The sequence below is a fragment of the Geminocystis sp. CENA526 genome (assembly GCF_050753365.1).
Taxonomy (GTDB): domain Bacteria; phylum Cyanobacteriota; class Cyanobacteriia; order Cyanobacteriales; family Cyanobacteriaceae; genus Geminocystis.
Genome location: NZ_JBLZFY010000011.1, coordinates 1 through 16,338, shown reverse-complemented (window position 1 = coordinate 16,338; position 16,338 = coordinate 1). Strand labels below are relative to the sequence as shown.

General features: G+C 33.7%; 16 protein-coding genes. 10 read left to right on the top strand and 6 right to left on the bottom strand.

From position 1 onward, the window contains the following. Nucleotides 1–76 precede the first annotated feature (76 nt). A complete protein-coding gene (gene sds, locus ACN4EE_RS05100) occupies nt 77–1,048 on the bottom strand; it encodes a solanesyl diphosphate synthase (RefSeq protein ID WP_431705331.1) in 972 nt (323 codons plus the stop codon). Nucleotides 1,049–2,256: 1,208 nt separating this feature from the next. Here sds and ACN4EE_RS05095 point away from each other — a divergent pair. After that, on the top strand, nt 2,257–3,048 hold the full coding sequence (locus tag ACN4EE_RS05095) for a Crp/Fnr family transcriptional regulator (RefSeq protein ID WP_431705330.1): 792 nt from the start codon (nt 2,257–2,259) through the stop codon (nt 3,046–3,048). Between the two features lie 113 nt (nt 3,049–3,161). Here the strand turns inward: ACN4EE_RS05095 and rsgA are convergent, their stop codons facing one another. Both rsgA and ACN4EE_RS05085 read right to left on the bottom strand, forming a co-directional pair. Next, nucleotides 3,162–4,190 (bottom strand): small ribosomal subunit biogenesis GTPase RsgA, encoded by a 1,029-nt coding sequence (gene rsgA, locus ACN4EE_RS05090; RefSeq protein ID WP_431705329.1) that lies wholly within the window; start codon nt 4,188–4,190, stop codon nt 3,162–3,164. A 56-nt stretch (nt 4,191–4,246) separates the two neighbouring features. After that, nucleotides 4,247–4,471 (bottom strand): sulfurtransferase TusA family protein, encoded by a 225-nt coding sequence (locus tag ACN4EE_RS05085; RefSeq protein ID WP_431705328.1) that lies wholly within the window; start codon nt 4,469–4,471, stop codon nt 4,247–4,249. 228 nt (nt 4,472–4,699) lie between these two features. Here ACN4EE_RS05085 and ACN4EE_RS05080 point away from each other — a divergent pair, with 228 nt between their 5' ends. From ACN4EE_RS05080 to ACN4EE_RS05045, 8 genes are all read left to right on the top strand, one after another. Next, nucleotides 4,700–5,602: an Rpn family recombination-promoting nuclease/putative transposase gene (locus ACN4EE_RS05080; protein WP_431705327.1), complete on the top strand. Its 903-nt coding sequence runs from the start codon at nt 4,700–4,702 to the stop codon at nt 5,600–5,602. Between the two features lie 29 nt (nt 5,603–5,631). Then, complete coding sequence (locus ACN4EE_RS05075) at nt 5,632–6,510, top strand: Rpn family recombination-promoting nuclease/putative transposase (RefSeq protein WP_431705326.1); 879 nt, start codon at nt 5,632–5,634, stop codon at nt 6,508–6,510. A gap of 66 nt (nt 6,511–6,576) precedes the next feature. Further along, nucleotides 6,577–7,149 carry a Uma2 family endonuclease gene (locus ACN4EE_RS05070; protein WP_431705325.1) on the top strand — a complete coding sequence of 191 codons (573 nt, stop codon included), beginning with the start codon at nt 6,577–6,579 and terminating at the stop codon, nt 7,147–7,149. 70 nt (nt 7,150–7,219) lie between these two features. Beyond that, nucleotides 7,220–7,681 (top strand): DUF29 domain-containing protein, encoded by a 462-nt coding sequence (locus ACN4EE_RS05065; protein ID WP_431705324.1) that lies wholly within the window; start codon nt 7,220–7,222, stop codon nt 7,679–7,681. Nucleotides 7,682–7,730: 49 nt separating this feature from the next. Then, entirely contained in the window at nt 7,731–9,002 is a 1,272-nt protein-coding gene (locus tag ACN4EE_RS05060) for a class I SAM-dependent methyltransferase (RefSeq protein ID WP_431705323.1), read from the top strand. Between the two features lie 73 nt (nt 9,003–9,075). Beyond that, entirely contained in the window at nt 9,076–9,552 is a 477-nt protein-coding gene (locus ACN4EE_RS05055; protein ID WP_431705322.1) for a Uma2 family endonuclease, read from the top strand. 131 nt (nt 9,553–9,683) lie between these two features. Then, nucleotides 9,684–10,361 carry an FtsH/Yme1/Tma family ATP-dependent metallopeptidase gene (locus ACN4EE_RS05050; RefSeq protein WP_431705321.1) on the top strand — a complete coding sequence of 226 codons (678 nt, stop codon included), beginning with the start codon at nt 9,684–9,686 and terminating at the stop codon, nt 10,359–10,361. A gap of 111 nt (nt 10,362–10,472) precedes the next feature. Beyond that, complete coding sequence (locus ACN4EE_RS05045) at nt 10,473–11,675, top strand: pentapeptide repeat-containing protein (protein WP_431705320.1); 1,203 nt, start codon at nt 10,473–10,475, stop codon at nt 11,673–11,675. On the opposite strand, the gene ACN4EE_RS05040 is transcribed toward ACN4EE_RS05045, so the two are convergent. Beyond that, on the bottom strand, nt 11,666–12,283 hold the full coding sequence (locus tag ACN4EE_RS05040) for a ribonuclease HII (protein ID WP_431705319.1): 618 nt from the start codon (nt 12,281–12,283) through the stop codon (nt 11,666–11,668). The genes ACN4EE_RS05045 and ACN4EE_RS05040 overlap by 10 nt on opposite strands. Before the next feature lie 25 nt (nt 12,284–12,308). On the opposite strand from ACN4EE_RS05040, the gene ACN4EE_RS05035 reads away from it, so the two are divergent. Beyond that, a complete protein-coding gene (locus tag ACN4EE_RS05035; RefSeq protein WP_431705318.1) occupies nt 12,309–12,902 on the top strand; it encodes an esterase/lipase family protein in 594 nt (197 codons plus the stop codon). Between the two features lie 91 nt (nt 12,903–12,993). On the opposite strand, the gene ACN4EE_RS05030 is transcribed toward ACN4EE_RS05035, so the two are convergent. Both ACN4EE_RS05030 and ltrA read right to left on the bottom strand, forming a co-directional pair. Beyond that, the gene (locus ACN4EE_RS05030) at nt 12,994–13,737 is read right to left on the bottom strand and encodes a LemA family protein (RefSeq protein WP_431705317.1); all 744 of its coding nucleotides are present in this window, start codon (nt 13,735–13,737) and stop codon (nt 12,994–12,996) included. 201 nt (nt 13,738–13,938) lie between these two features. After that, a complete protein-coding gene (gene ltrA / locus ACN4EE_RS05025) occupies nt 13,939–15,741 on the bottom strand; it encodes a group II intron reverse transcriptase/maturase (RefSeq protein WP_431705316.1) in 1,803 nt (600 codons plus the stop codon). Nucleotides 15,742–16,338 lie beyond the last annotated feature (597 nt).

Genomic DNA, 16,338 nt, shown 5'->3' with positions numbered 1-16,338 from the left:
GATAAAACACAAAATCAAAATTTTCTTCACATTTTGAAAATGCTTTTTGTCGATTCTAAATTCTAAATTGCTGACTTCACTTAATGCGACTCAACACATAATCGGTTAAATCCATTAAAGATTCCTGAGAAGGAGATTTCGGTAAACATTGCAAATCTTCTAAAGCTAATTGACTATGTTGATAAGCCAAAGCCCTTGCTTTTTCGATACCATTACTATTATGAACCAAATCTAAAGCCTGTTGTAAATCTCCCTCCTCACTAAATTCTCTCTCTATCAAAATTTTTAAGGAAGGTTTCTCCTCCATAGCAAATAATACAGGTGCAGTTAAATTACCACTGGCTAAATCCGAACCCGCAGGTTTTCCTAACACTTCGGTGGAAGTTGTAAAATCGAGGATGTCATCCACAATCTGAAAAGCTAACCCCAAGTTACGCCCATAACTATAAATTTTATTAGCAACATCTTCTCCTGCGTCACTCAAAATCACGGAGGCTTTACCACTATTGGCAATTAAAGAAGCAGTTTTAAAATAACTTTTCTGTAAATATTTTTCTAAAGTAACATCTGTATCAAAACAACTTAAACCCTGTTGAATTTCACCCTCCGCAAAATCCCTAATCACCTCAGACAATAGTTTAACTACTTGTAGATTATCCAAATTTGCTAAATACCATGACGACTGAGCAAAAAGAAAGTCTCCTGCTAAAACAGCGATGCGATTGCCGAATAACGTGTTAACGGTGGGTACTTGTCTTCTTAATTCTGCATCGTCCACTACATCATCATGCACTAAACTAGCGGTATGGATCATTTCCGTTATTTCTGCTAATCGTCTATGACGAGATGTAATATCCAATCCCTTCATGGTAGCACGGGATAATAATAGCACGATCGCCGGTCTAATTCTTTTGCCTCCGGCACTAAATAAATGTTCCGCCGCCGCCCCTAAAATGGGATGTTGTGCCTGTACTAAACTAGTGAGATTATCTATGAGTATAGATAAATCATTTTCTACGGGGTCAAATATAGAGGTTGCAGTTGTCATTGATAAGTAGTGATTTTTTATAAAAATAGTTTACGAAAGTTCATATATCTTATTATTATTTTAAGCTATGGATTCCCTTCCTGAGATCCTCTTCAAAGTTTTTTTTGCCGAATTATCTTGATGGTACGGTACAAATGCTTAGTTCTCAAGGTTTATGAGTCAGAAAAAAAATAAAAATTTTTCTAATTTACTGTCAATGTATGTTATCTTAGAAATGTGGGTAGCAATTTCTGATAGAACGAACAAAAATCAGAGTAATTATGTTTTCTCACATATTCTGTTATCAGTTGCTAAAAGATAATTTTTGGATTTGAAAACAGAAAATTTCATATACTTAAAGCTACTAAGTGAAATATAGTCGATAGTTTTTAGATTATAAACTTTCGGCGATGGATTCTTAGGAATAAAATAAAGAGGATTTTACATTTTTTCAAGACTTGTCAGTAAAGAAAATGTATTTTCTCTGGCACTGTAAATAAGTATATTTAGATCATCACCAAAAGAATTTTGGTCGGATTAATTTATCATAGTTTATCAACAGATTAACCATTATAATTTTGAATCATATTGTATCGTAGTTTTGCTCATTAGTCTAATATTTGAGATAAAATATATTGATTTTGTGGTTGAATTTTCTCGTAAAAAATGTTGTTAAATTGATGATAATTACCTTCATAAATTAGGTAGTTGACCAAAATATTAGATAAAGGATAGATATTAGATGATTCTTTTTAAGAATATTTCCTTTTTACAGTAAAATTTTAGGTTTTTCGATAATTTGAGGTTATTTAACCTTTTTTATCTAAGGGTAATGATGAGAAAAATTATGATTATTTTTTTGTTTTTATAGTCATATAATCATCTTTTTTAGCTTTGCCTCGATCGTGCAGCGTCGTCTTTGACGATCGAACTATTTTTAATTATAAAATATTTTTTAATGGAGGGTTTCTGGTGATGTTAATTCCTTTACTGGTTTTACTATATTTATTAGTTATTTATATTTTATTAATGATGGTGGAAAAACGAAAAAAAGTTACAGGCAATAGTAATGATTAATGAGGAATGAGGAATTAAGAATTAAGAATTAAAAACTAAAAATCAGGAAATATCGTTAATTGTTAGATTACAACTCCTAGAGAAAATTGCAATATCTCAATAACTATGGGAAAATATTGTTCAGAAAGAAAATTAATCAATTTATCCTGATAATGGCAAAGAAGAAAAATCTTAGTGAAATTAGCATTATGACTTCCCTGATCGAAAATTCTTATTTATTTAAAGGGTTAAATCAGGAGGAGTTAAGCAGTTTCTTTACTTCCGAGAGTCTCACTAAGGAAAAATTATTTTCTAATCGTCCAGTTTTTACGGCTTTTTTACCTGATGAATCTTTAGATAGCCTTTATGTAGTTTTAGAAGGAGGACCTATTATTGCCCGTAGTAACCCCCTCGATCGAATTATCTCTATAACCTACGGTGGAGGGTGTTTTGGGATGCGTAGTTTACCCTTTAGTTATGGTTTAGCTACAAAAAGTTTTCCTAGTTTAGTGGAGGCTTATAAAACTACCTATGTAACTAAAATTCCTTTAGATACCTTCACAAAAATATTCGATCGATTTGAGATTGTTCGGGTTAGGTATGCTAAATTATTTGAACTACGAGAAAAGTTTACTTATCATTTATTAAACTGTAGTAGTTATCCACCTCAAGCGGTTGCTTCTTTATTAAGAGGGTTAATTTATCAGGAAAGAGAATTACAAAATCAACCCAATACGAAGGGAATTTATACCTTTGATTTATCTGTAGAAGTGATAGCCAAAGCCTGTCAACTCAATCAACGTACCGTTGAACAAGTATTAAAAGGAATGCAGAAAGAAGGCTTAATTGCCTTAGACAAAGATAATGATACCTCTGACGATATTATTCAGATTCTCAATGCAGAAGAATTGAAAGAGGTTTATAGTTCGACAAGAGACAAAGTGTCATGGTGGCCTCTTAAGTGACATAGAACACCTTTTAAACCAAGGCATTTTTATTCTCAAAATTTTATATAACTGAAAACTATAATCTATAAGCAATACAGGTATTTTTTATGCTAAAAAAGTGCCGTTATTCTTCAATCTTCCGTATCATCATCAGAAGAATTAATCGATAAATTTTCTAATTTTTGATTTACTACCTTACGAGATACTCGCCGATATTTTTTAGTTTCCAATTTAGGCTCACTATATTTTTTACCATCTGCTTTAAATTTGGTTTTGATGGTGGATTCTTGATCTTTACTATGGGCTATTTTTTGATTATGCTCGATCGTTTCCTCTAAAAATTTAAGATAGTATAAATAACGTTCCCAATTTCCCTTTACAACGCAGTCAGGTTCGTCTTTATGGATACAATTATGAAACCGACAACTATTATTGATTAATCTTTGTCTTGCTTCAGGAAAATAGTTAATTAAAGATTCGGGGAGAAAATCAAAATTCGGCTGATTAAACCCCGGACTATCGGCAATAAAGCCTCCTTCTAAAAGTTCAAATAATTCTACATGACGGGTGGTATGACGACCTTTTTGTAATTTTCCCGAAATTTCTCCGATGCGAATATCTAACTCTGGTATTAATACCGATGTGAGGCTAGATTTTCCTACCCCACTTGGACCAGCTAAAATAGTAATTTTGTTCTCAAGAATTTGTTGTAAGGATTCGATACCTTCTCCAGTATTGACACTGAAAAAATAGGGGTCATAGCCCCATTTTAAGAGCCTTTGATGCCATGTTTCCTTGTCTTGACGGGTGATAAGATCTACTTTATTTAATCCCAATACAAGCCTTAAATTTGTGGACTCGGCTTTTACCAGAAAACGACTTAATTGTACTGTATCCAAAGTAGGCTCTTCTAAAGCAAATACTAATAATATCTGTTGTGCGTTGGCAATCGGTGGTCTTTTCAACTCTGTTTCTCTCGGTAAGACAGAATCGATCGCGCCCCGTTCAAATTCGCTAGATTTAATGATAACTCGATCGCCCACTAATACAGATTGACCAATTTTTTTGAGACGAGTGGGGCGAGTACATAATAGCGTCTCTTGGGAATCGAGGCGTACCTGATAGAAATTCGCCTGAACAGCAATTACCGTACCCTTCATAATAGTTGATCATTCATAAGTAATGGAGAATTTAGAATTAACTGATTATTACTCATTTATTTTGCCTCCACCGATAAGGAAAAATAACCTCCCAAATCTTCGATCGAACCTAGTCGATAACCTTCTAAACTAAGACTATTAGGCACTTGCTCGATGGGTTCACCACCATCTAACCAAATCTCTAACCACTCCCCAGAGGGCATCTTTTCTAACTGTAACTTACTGCGGACAAAATTGATGGGGCAGGGTGTACCGCGCAAATCAAGAATAAATTCACTCATGGAATAATGTAGAAAATTGACTGATATTTTAAGATAACTATATCATCTTTAAATCAAAGGGTGCAATCCCAAAAGTTCGATCGAACCCTTGTAAAAAATTTTAGATGAAAACTGGTTGCCTTAAATAATCAGCAGAAAATTTTTATTGGAGTATTACTTATTAAATTTTTTGGTAAAATTAGAGTATTATTTTTCCCCCATAAACAGAGAAAGGGTAAATTGTAAACAATGGTAAAAAAAGCCGATTTAGGTAGTAAAAGATTGATTAGTCTCGCACCTAATAACTGGGTACGCTGGATTACCAAAAATCAAACCTTAGAAGTACAAGAAATTCTCTCCTCTGAATTTCAGTGGATAGGTAGAGATAACGATGTACTCTTAAAAGTTGCTAATCCCGAAAAAGGAACTTTTCTCATACTTAACGAACTACAGTTAAAGTATAAAAAAGCAATGCCTTTAAGAATTAGAGCTTATACTGCTTTAGCAGAGGAAAAATATAGCTTACCTGTTTATCCCGTATTAATAAACATTCTCCCCCATTCTCAAAATGAGAGTATTCCGCATTTTTACGAATCAGAATTTAAAGGCATTAGAAGCTATCAAAACTATGATGTCATAAATTTATGGGAGGTAGATGCTGATTTAGTATTTGAGCAAAAAATCGCTAGTTTATTGCCTTTTGTACCGATATTAAAAGGTGGGGGAAATGAGGCAATCGTCACCAATGCTTTAGTAGAATTAAGGAAGAATGATCAACTTCAAGATTTAGAACCTTTGTTATCATTCTTTGCATCTTTTGTGTTAGAAATACCGATCGTACAAAAAATAATGAGGTGGGATATGACAGTATTAAGAGAATCTCCTTGGTATCAAACTATTTTACAAGAAGGTTTAGTGCAAGGCGAACAATTAGGCTTACAACAAGGTTTACAGCAAGGTTTACAACAGGGAGAAAAAACAGAAGCAATTACCCTTGTTAATCGTTTAATCAAAAAGCGTTTTGGGGAAGTTGCCGAGAATCTTACATTTCAAGTGCAAGATTTATCAGTGGAACAATTAGAATTATTAAGCGAAAGTTTATTTGATTTTAGTTCAATTAATGATGTCTATAACTGGCTAGAGAATCTTTAAAAACGAAAATATTTAACGAAGAATTAATTATGGCAAAAAAAGCCGATTTAGGCAGTAAAAGATTAATTAGTCTTGCACCGAATAACTGGGTGCGTTGGATTACTAAAAATCAAACCTTAGAAGTACAAGAAATTCTCTCCTCTGAATTTCAGTGGATAGGTAGAGATAACGATGTACTCCTAAAAGTTACTAGCCCCGACAAAGGAACTTTTCTCATACTTAATGAACTACAGTTAAAGTATAAAAAAGCAATGCCTTTAAGAATAAGGGCTTATACTGCTTTAGCAGAGGAAAAATACAGCTTACCTGTTTATCCCGTATTAATCAATATCTTACCTAATTCCGCCCAAGAGGTTATTCCCAATTTTTACGAGTCAGAATTTGAAGGCATTAGAAGCTATCAGAATTATCATGTCATTAATCTTTGGGAGGTAGAAGCAAATTTAGTCTTTAAACAAAATATTTCTAGTTTATTGCCTTTCGTGCCGATATTGAAAGGAGGCGGAAATGAGGCAATCGTCACCAATGCTTTAGTAGAATTAAGAAAGAATGATCAACTTCAAGATTTAGAACCTTTGTTATCATTCTTTGCATCTTTTGTGTTAGAAATACCGATCGTACAAAAAATAATGAGGTGGGATATGACAGTATTAAGAGAATCTCCTTGGTATCAAACTATTTTACAAGAAGGTTTAGTGCAAGGCGAACAATTAGGCTTACAACAGGGAGAAAAAACAGAAGCAATCACCCTTGTCAATCGTTTAATCAAAAAACGTTTTGGGGAAGTTGCCGACAATCTTAAATTTCAAATGCAGGATTTATCTGTGGAACAATTGGAATTATTAGGAGAAAGTTTATTTGATTTTAATTCAATTAATGATGTCACCAATTGGCTAGATAATCTTTAATTTATTTTAAGATGGTAGGGAGGCACCGCCCTACACTAATTTTTTATCAATAAAAACGGATAATTTATGGTTGCTCAACTTCAACTCAAATACTATACCCCTGAAAAATATCTGGAATTAGAGGAAAAATCAGACACAAAAAATGAATATCTTGATGGAGAAATAATCCCCATGGCTGGAGGCACAACTAATCACAATCAAATTGCGATCAATTTTTGTCGGGCTTTTCCCTTAACCATTAATGATCAAGATTATTATATCTATATTAATGATGTGAAACTCTGGATTCCTGATTATCGTTTTTATACTTATCCTGATTTAATGATTATTGAAGGTAAACCAGTTTATCAATCAGAAAATAGCTATATAGTCACGAATCCAAAGATAGTTATTGAAGTTTTATCTAATTCTACTCAAAACTACGATAAAACAGAAAAATTCAGAGCCTATCGTTCTTTACCCAGTTTACAGGAATATATCCTAATTTCTCAATCTAGTTATTATGTGGAACAGTTTATCAAGCAAACTGAGCAACAATGGTTATTTAATGCCATAGAAGGGGAAAATAATCGTCTTCAATTAGCTAGTGTAGATTTTTCTATTTCTTTTTCCCAAATTTATCAAAGAATTGTTTTTTAAACACTTAAATAACGAGATAATTTTGTGCAGTTATTACCTAAAATCAAATATTCATTAGGGGAATAAATAAATGGTAACTCAATTAAAAACTCAACCCAAAAATTTGTATGATCTTGACTATAATCTTTGGGTATTAGAAACGGTAAAAAAGTTAGAAAATAAAAACTTTAATGATTTAGATTTAGACAATTTAATCGAGGAAGTTTTAGATTTGAGTCGTAGAGATAAAAGAAAATTAGAAAGTCTTTTAATGAGATTAATTGAACATTTACTAATTCTTCAATATTGGGATTCAGAAAAAGAAAGAAATAGAGGACATTGGCAAAGAGAAATATTAAATTTTCGACTGCAAATAAAAAGATTATTAGAAGATAGTCCTAGTCTTAAAAATCACTTAAAAACTCGATTTGATATATGCTATCAAGATGGACGAAAAATTGCTTCTCAACATTCTTTACTACCCCTTGAGACTTTTCCAGAAAGTTCGATCGAACCTTTAGAGAAAATTTTAGATGAAAATTGGTTGCCCTAAACTTATAATAAAATGTGAACTTAAATTCTTATAAATTTAATAAAAAACTATGGATGTTCAAAAATTTTTACAATTAATTCCTAATGTCTTTGATTTTGATAGTCTTGAATCGATCGAATCTAAAAAAAATGATTTCTCTTTAATTTTAAAGAATCTTAATAGTACCGTCAACCCTTATGTTTTATTATTATTAAATACCGCCGTTAGTTGCTTGGAAGATACTGAAGTATATTGCGAGATAGTAGAAAAATCCTGTGCTAGTTTAATTTCTAGTTTACAAAATAATTCTTCATTAATGGCTTATGGAATTATTGATGATAAAAATATTGTATTAAATGATGTTAATAATAGTTTAGACTCATTTAATTGTCTCGATCGAGTTTGTCTTTACGAAGGAGATATTCAGAGTTTTTATCAAGAGTTAACCTACTTAAATACAGAAGAAAAAATTGGCTTATTTTACCTCAACGGAAATAAATCTTACAGAGAAATATTATTGGCTTTAATGAATATCAGGACATTTTTAGCAGAAGAAGCCTTTATTATGATTTCTTATACTGAAAATCAAGAAACAAAAAATGCCATTGCTGACTTTCAAAATTTTAATAATGGGAATAATGTTCAGGAATTATTAATTGTTAATCCAGAAACAAAATCTTATGATTTTATGGAGCAAGAATTAGTGATTTTATTATGGCAAAATAATATAATTAATAAACAAATAAAAAGAATTAATAATCAAGGATTAACTAAACTTAATCACGCCACAGAAAATGACAAAAAAACCCTTCTTCATGTTGGCTGTGGTGGTTATAATCCCAATGCTTTACCTCAAGATTTTCGAGGAGATGATTGGGTGGAAATTCGTTTAGATATTGATCCAAACGTACAACCTGATATTATTGGTACAATTACAGATTTAAGTGGTGTGCCGGATAATAGTGTGGACGCAGTTTATTCTTCCCATAATTTAGAGCATATTTATAATTTTGAAGTTTCGATCGCCCTTGCTGAGTTTAAAAGAGTTTTGAAACCAAATGGTTTTATTATGATCACGTTACCAGATATACAACAAGTAGCTGATTATGTTGCTTCAGGAAATTTAGAAAATCCTCTTTATATTTCTCCTGCTGGTCCTATTTGTGCTATTGATATTTTGTATGGTTTAGGTACGGCATTGGCTAGGGGTAATTATTATATGGCTCATAAAACTGGATTTACCCAAGAAACTTTAACAGAAAAAATAACACAACAAGGTTTTCAAAATGTAAAAGTTACAAAAGGAAAAAACCTTGATTTATGGGCTAAAGGTTATAAATAATGGCTATATTTTTCTTCAAAATAAATTTTAAAAAAGTACAAAAATATCCAACAAATTAATTACTTGATAAATTATGAAATGGAAAGAAGTTTGCGAGAATAAACAGTTACAAGATTTACCTTTTAAAATAGAGTTAAATAAATGGGGACAAATTGTTATGAGTCCAGTTAAAATTAAACATTCTTTTTATCAGGGGAGAATTTTACTTTTATTAGAGTCTTTATTGAAAATTGGTGAGGTTATGCCAGAATGTGCCATTAATACATCCGATGGAGTTAAAGTTGCGAATGTGGTATGGTGTTCTGAACAACGATTTCAACAAATTGAAGAAGAAGTGTCTGCTTCCATTGCCCCAGAAATTTGTATAGAAGTTAAATCAAGTGGCAATACAGAAGGAGAAATGCAGTTTAAAAAACAGTTATATTTCTGTGCAGGATCGATCGAAGTATGGTTATGTGATGAGGAAGGGAATATAACCTTTTATAATAAACAAGGTTTATTGGCAAAATCTATCTTAGTACCTGATTTTCCAGAGCAAATTAAACGATAATATATAATAGACATCTTCAGAAATACGGACAAGATGCCCATTCTATGGTGTAAATATCTTTATTTTTGGAGAAGTCTAATAGTTATTAATCAATTTTTTTTACAAATTTAATTATCTTAACCTTGCAATTTATGGAACAAGAAACAGGTTTAAATATTCTCGCTGTTAGCATTTTTACTATTACATTATCCGCACTATTATCTCCTCTTTTACATCTTTCTCCCTATATCCCCGCAGGAGTAACATTTATCTTGTTGGGATTAGTGACGATCGATACTTTATCATGGAAAAATCAAGGAGTAAACCTATTATTAAATATTTTTGCTTCTTCTGAACAAAAACAACGCATTATTTACCATGAAGCAGGACATTTTCTCACCGCTTATTTATATCAAATTCCCATAGAAGGTTATACCCTATCAGCATGGGAGGCAATCAAAAATAATAATTCGGGATTAGGAGGAGTGATATTTAATACCTCTTTTCTGGAGAAAAAAAGTCAAGATATGAGAGAATTTAATTTACAGATCGATCGATTTGGAGTAGTGTTAATGGCTGGAATAGCAGGAGAAAAAATCATTTATAACAATAGTCAAGGAGGAGAAGAAGACTATCAAAAATTCCAAGAAATTAACCGCAATATTACCATGACAGTTAGTAATTTAGAAATGAAAAAAAGACTAGCAATTTTACAAGCAACTACCATTATTGAGCAAAATAAAAATGCTTATTTAGCCTTAGTAGAAGCTATGAAACAACGTCAATCTGTTTCTGAATGTCAGAAGATTATTAGTGAATATATTAATTAATAGGAATTAGGAATTAAGATGATGTGCGCAGATCGATCGATTACGATAATATTGATATGTTAACTATTTTTCAAGCCTTTTGACTTACTCAGCAGACCATATTAATTTTCTATGAATGAAAATAACGATCGAACCTCTAAAACACCTCAAGGAGAATTAACAGTAGCGGAAATTCCGCCGAAGCAACTTACCTATATCAAACGATCGAAAACATCCTATTCTCTCTACATTATCATTGCCCTTATCATTGCCATTGTTGGAGTATTCTCGAACAATACTTGGTTAGGATTAACAGGCTCGTTGTTAGCCTTTACCTTTGCCTTAATTCAAGTAATTCCCTATGCCATTGGTTGGATTCGTTTTTTTCTCACCCCCGAAGAAAGAAAAACCTTAGTCGCTTTTGTGGGTTTAATTTTGAGTGTGGGAATTTTATTCAAATATATAGGGGTTTATCATCGTATTGGTTTATGGTTAAATCAATTCAAATATGATGAATTTGGCTCTTGGGCAGAATGGGTGGGTGCATTAGGACAAATTATGATCGCCGTTTTAGCGGTTTATGTAGCGTGGCAACAATACGTTATTTCCAAAGATTTAACAATTCAACAAAATCGCATTACCCAACAACAAACCATTGATGCTTACTTTCAAGGTATCTCTGATTTAGTTTTAGGACCCGATGGATTACTCGAAGACTGGCCTCAAGAAAGGGTTATCGCTGAAGGTAGGACGGCGGCTATTTTAGGTAGTGTTGATCCATCTGGAAAAGCAAAAATATTACGTTTTTTATCTCGATCTCGTCTTATTACCCCTTTACGCAGAGATACTCATTTAGGACGACCAATTTTAGATGGTAGTGGCGGTTATGAAGAAGATCGTCAAAACGGTATGAGGGTAATTAATTTAGGAGTAGTGTTAGCAGGATGTAACTTTCAGAAGGAAGATTTACGGTGGATAGACTTAAGTGAAGCTAATATGGTGAGAGCGGATTTGTCTAGCTGTGATTTAGTCAAAACTAATTTATCTCGCACGATACTTTATGAAGCTAATTTGCAAGGGGCGGATTTAAAAGCAGTCCGATTATTTTATGGAGATTACAAAACCGCTAGTCCTCGCACGAAAACCGATGAACCAAACTACACAACGGGCGAGTTTACTGGAGTAGTGATTGAGAAAGCGAACTTAACAGGAGTGAAAAATCTCAGTGAGGAGAATCGTTATTACTGTTGCACTTGGGGGGGGGAGTTCACTCGATCGACCATACCGGGGGGTTGTAAGGACATTATCGATCGACAAACAGAAACTCAGCCATGACAAGGAGAAAAAGAGAGACGATGTAACGGAGTCACGCCATATTTTTCTAAGGCTAATAAATGTTTTTTTGTACCGTAGCCTTTATTATTTTTCCAATCATATTCGGGATATTGTTCATCATAAATCATCATTTTTTCATCCCGATGGACTTTAGCTAAAATACTAGCACTGCCAATGATACTCGATCGAGCATCCCCCTTAATCAAACTAACTTGAGCATAAGGCAAATCAGGTAAACAAAACTTTCCATCCACCAAACACACCGCAGGAGACACCGATAACCCCTGAATCGCTTGAGTCATTGCCAACAAAGAAGCCTGATGAATATTGATCCTATCGATCGTGCTATTATCAACCTCAACAATACACCAATCCGTCACAATCTCTTTAATGGCTGAAACCTTGTTTTCTCGTTGTTTTGCCGTCAATTTTTTACTATCCGTCACCCCTATATTTTCCAATAAATAAGCCTTGTTATAAGGCAACACCACCGCACAGGCAACCACACTACCACATAAACAACCTCTCCCCACCTCATCAACTCCCGCCACCAAAGCATCCTCACTAGAGATATAATCAAAAATCGAAAAATCAAGTATATTTGTCATCAAAAAAATTTTTAATATTATCATTATGAAGCAATCCTCAAATATTATTTTAATGGTTCATGGCATTACCGATACAGGAAATATTTTTAATGACATGGCATCTTATTTTGAAAAAAAAGGATATAAAATCTATACTATTGATTTAATTCCCAATCTTGGTACAGCAGATTTAAGGGATTTAGCACAACAATTAAAAACTTATATTGATACTCAATTTTTACCCCAAGAAAAGATAATTTTACTCGGTTTTAGTATGGGAGGATTAGTTACTCGTTATTATCTCCAACGCCTCAACGGATTAGAAAGGATCGATCGATATATTAGCATCTCAGCCCCCAATAATGGCACTAATTTAGCCTATACTTTACCCTTAGAAGGGATTATGCAAATGCGCCCTAATAGCGAGTTTTTACAAGACTTAAATAAAGATATAAAAGAAACATTAGGACAAATTAAATCCTTGATTTTATGGACTCCTTTTGATGCCATGATTATTCCAGCAAATAGTTCCCTTTTATCCATAGGAAAAGAAGTTAATATTCCCGTTTTATTTCATAAATGGATGTTATTTGATCAAAGAGTTTATGATGAAATAGACTCCTTTCTTAAGGGTACTTAAACAAATTAAAAATATCGGTTCTTTGAGTATAATAAATTATTATAAAGCCATGACTCAACGGTAACTTGAATTTAATAGCCAATTTTTTGAGTTATTTAAAAAAAGATTCCTCTTGAAAATTAGTTAAATTAGCAATAATTGAGAAAGGAAATGATCGAACACTTTGATTATATTTTTGTACAGATTGATTATAACGCATTATTTCCGTTGCGATTCTGTTTTCAGTTCCAGCAATTTCATATTGCAAATTAATAAAAGCCTGAGAAGATGCTAAATTTTGATTATTTAAAGCATATTGATTAAACTGATTAATAGCCTCATTAATTTTTTCAGTAGAAACTAATTTGTTCTCAAAATTATCAGCTTTTAAATATTCTTGACGAGCATTTTCTAACAATAATATTAGTTGTTTTTCTTGATTAGCCTGAGCTTGAGTTAAATTAATTAAAGTGGGAATTAAATTAGCTTTTCTTTGTAATTGATTTTCTACTTGCGCCCATCTTGCCTTGACTTCTTCTCTTTGACTATTAAGAGTGTTATAACTAAAAATCGTTGCTATAGTAATTAATAGAGCCAGAAAAAAACCACTAAGTTTAATAATTTTTAATTGTTGTTCTTTTTTTTCCTTAATAATTTGCAGTTGACGATGTTTTTCTCTTACCTGATTCAAGGCTTCAGACATAATTTCGGGGGGAATTTCTACCTTTTCCCCTATTTCTTGTAACTCCGTTAAAGAATATCCTTCAGTATTTGTTTGAGCATATAATTCAGAAGCCTTTTCTAAAACTTCATTGGCGATACTATCAGGAATTTGTGACTCTTGATGTTGACTCATTTTTTACAAAACTTAATATAGTTCTCCTATTTTTCTAAAATCAGTTTACCCTAAAGTTGAATTACCTCACCCTACTTCGTTGAGGGTGGGGATTCCTTTCTCAATGGGTGCCAACTAGGGAGTACAACCTAGAGTCAAAAAGACTTAGTTGCACTCCCCCCGTCACATCCCCTCCAAAGGCAATTTGTCGCACGGGTTAAACTAAGCCAGAACCTCACGATTCTGACTCGTCTTCAGAACGGAACGTGAGACTTTCACCTCATTCCGCTCCTCTCCGATAAACCCCTTGTCATGGGTACGATTCAGACTACCATCTTTAGCAGTCTTATCATCGTGGCAATGTCTATGAAGTACCTGTAGATTATTATACATATCCTTTCCGCCTTTTGACTTTGGTATGATATGGTCGATTTCTAACAAGTCATCACTTTTGAAATTGAGTCCACAGTGATTACATTTCCCTTTCTGTCTCTTAAGCAAAGTAGCCATTCTGGTTGAAACTTCAGGATGTTTTCCTATACGGGATGTCCAGTAAATCCAGTCCCCGTCAAACGGTGATTTCTCTCCCCTGACCTTGGTATGTCTTTTGATTTCCGTTTCGCTATGGCTTAGGAGACTTATTCCATCTTCATCTTTGGTTGAGAACACCCAATTTCTTAATCCATAGGTGTGCCAGTATTTACGGGCTACCCACGATTTGGATTTATTAGGATGTCTTCTTTCAGCCCATCTTTTGAGTTGTTGATATAGTAGGTGGTCACATTTCGAGTAAGTCTCTTTGCTACACACTGAGCTATAATAGTTTGCCCAACCTCTGATGATGGGATTGAGCTCTTTAATTAATGCTATTTGTGGTGATGATTTGTGTTTCCTGATTATATCCCCAATTCTTTTGATGTGAGATTTGATTTTTTCCTTTGATGGTTTTATAATAGTTTTGAAACCAAGTGGCATACCGACACATTTTCCAGTATGTGTTTTCCCCACTTCATATTGTTGGATATTGAATCCTAGGAAGTCAAAACCTATATTTCCTTCATACTCATTGAGTGTGTGTGAGATACGGGTCTTACTTGGTTTTAATTCGAGACCTAAATCCATTAACCAGTTTTCTATGATTTCCTTACATTGGATGATTCTCTTGATGTCTTTGTGTAATATCACAAAGTCATCTGCATATCGGATTATGCTAAGGGAATTTTCATTATCTCGTTTATTACCTTTCCATGTTCTGGCAAATTTTTTGATTTCTATTTCCATACCATGTAAGGCTATATTTGCTAATAATGGGGAAATTACACCTCCTTGTGGTGTACCTTCTTTGGTAGGGAATAGTTGCTTACCATCCATGTATCCACTTTTTAGCCATGATTTGATTTCACGTCTCAATTGTGGATAAGTTTCGAGTTTTGCAAGTAATTTATAGTGGTCTATTCTGTCGAAGCACTTAGCAATGTCAGCGTCTAATACATATTTCGGTTGATACCTTATGGCGTTGAATATGGCTTCTATTGCGTCTTGACATGACCTTGCTGGTCGAAATCCATAGCTGTTTGATTCAAATTTTGCTTCCCATTGGGGTTCAATGGCTAATTTGACCAGACATTGTTTTATTCTGTCTTCCATACAAGGTATTCCCAGTGGTCTTGTTTCTCCGTTAGGTTTAGGTATGTTGACTCTGCGAGTCGGTTTACATTTCCCTCTTAGTTTTAGTCGACCTGTAATCTCTAGGCGTCGCTTCGGGGTTAGAGATTTAACTCCATCCACACCAGCCGTTTTCTTGCCTTGATTATCCTGAGTTACCTTTCTGGTTGCTAGAAGTTTGCCGTAATAGGATTTTATGAGTAATCTTTGTAAGCTGTGAACCAACTTGACATTGCCATTCTGACTCGCTCTGTAAATTCGCTTCTGTAATCGAAACACCTGTTTTTCCACAATCTTCCATTGAATAGAAGACCATGTGTTCCAGTTATTTGCTTTATCAATCGATTTTCTCGTTGTCATAATTTTATTACTTTATTGACTTTACATTGTTTATCAAAGTGTGTACGTCAGCATATCTCTTACATTACATAAAAGCGTTGGCTTCTTACACAATCCCGCCTCCCATAACCTTACGCTGGTTACTACTCAAAGTTTTCGACCTCTTTGAGAGATTATGAGAGGTTATCCCGTTCCCTATATCCTTCCGTCAATCATTTGATTGCGGTATTACTTAACCTTAGACCTCCTCTCTCCATCGACTCTGTGTATTTGCCTCCAGTTCAGAGTTAGCAATCTGCTGGTACGTTAGAGTATTACCTTTTGGTCTAGCTTATCAGCCTTATTTAGCTAGTTGCGGTTTACGATGGTTCAAACAAGGATTCCTTGCGTAGTCATAGTTAATTGGCTCGATGGGATTCCCCTTTTAGGCTAGGAGTTACCACCTTTTAACCCTGCTTTACCGTATGGTTTACCAAAGCCAAGTCAGTAAGGGCTATGCTGTCACGTTGACAATAACGGGTAAGATTTTCACTTACAGTTAAACTAAGCTCAGATGTCACCATCTGAACTCGTCTTCAGAACTGTGCATGAGAGTTTCCACCTCACACAGCTCCTCTC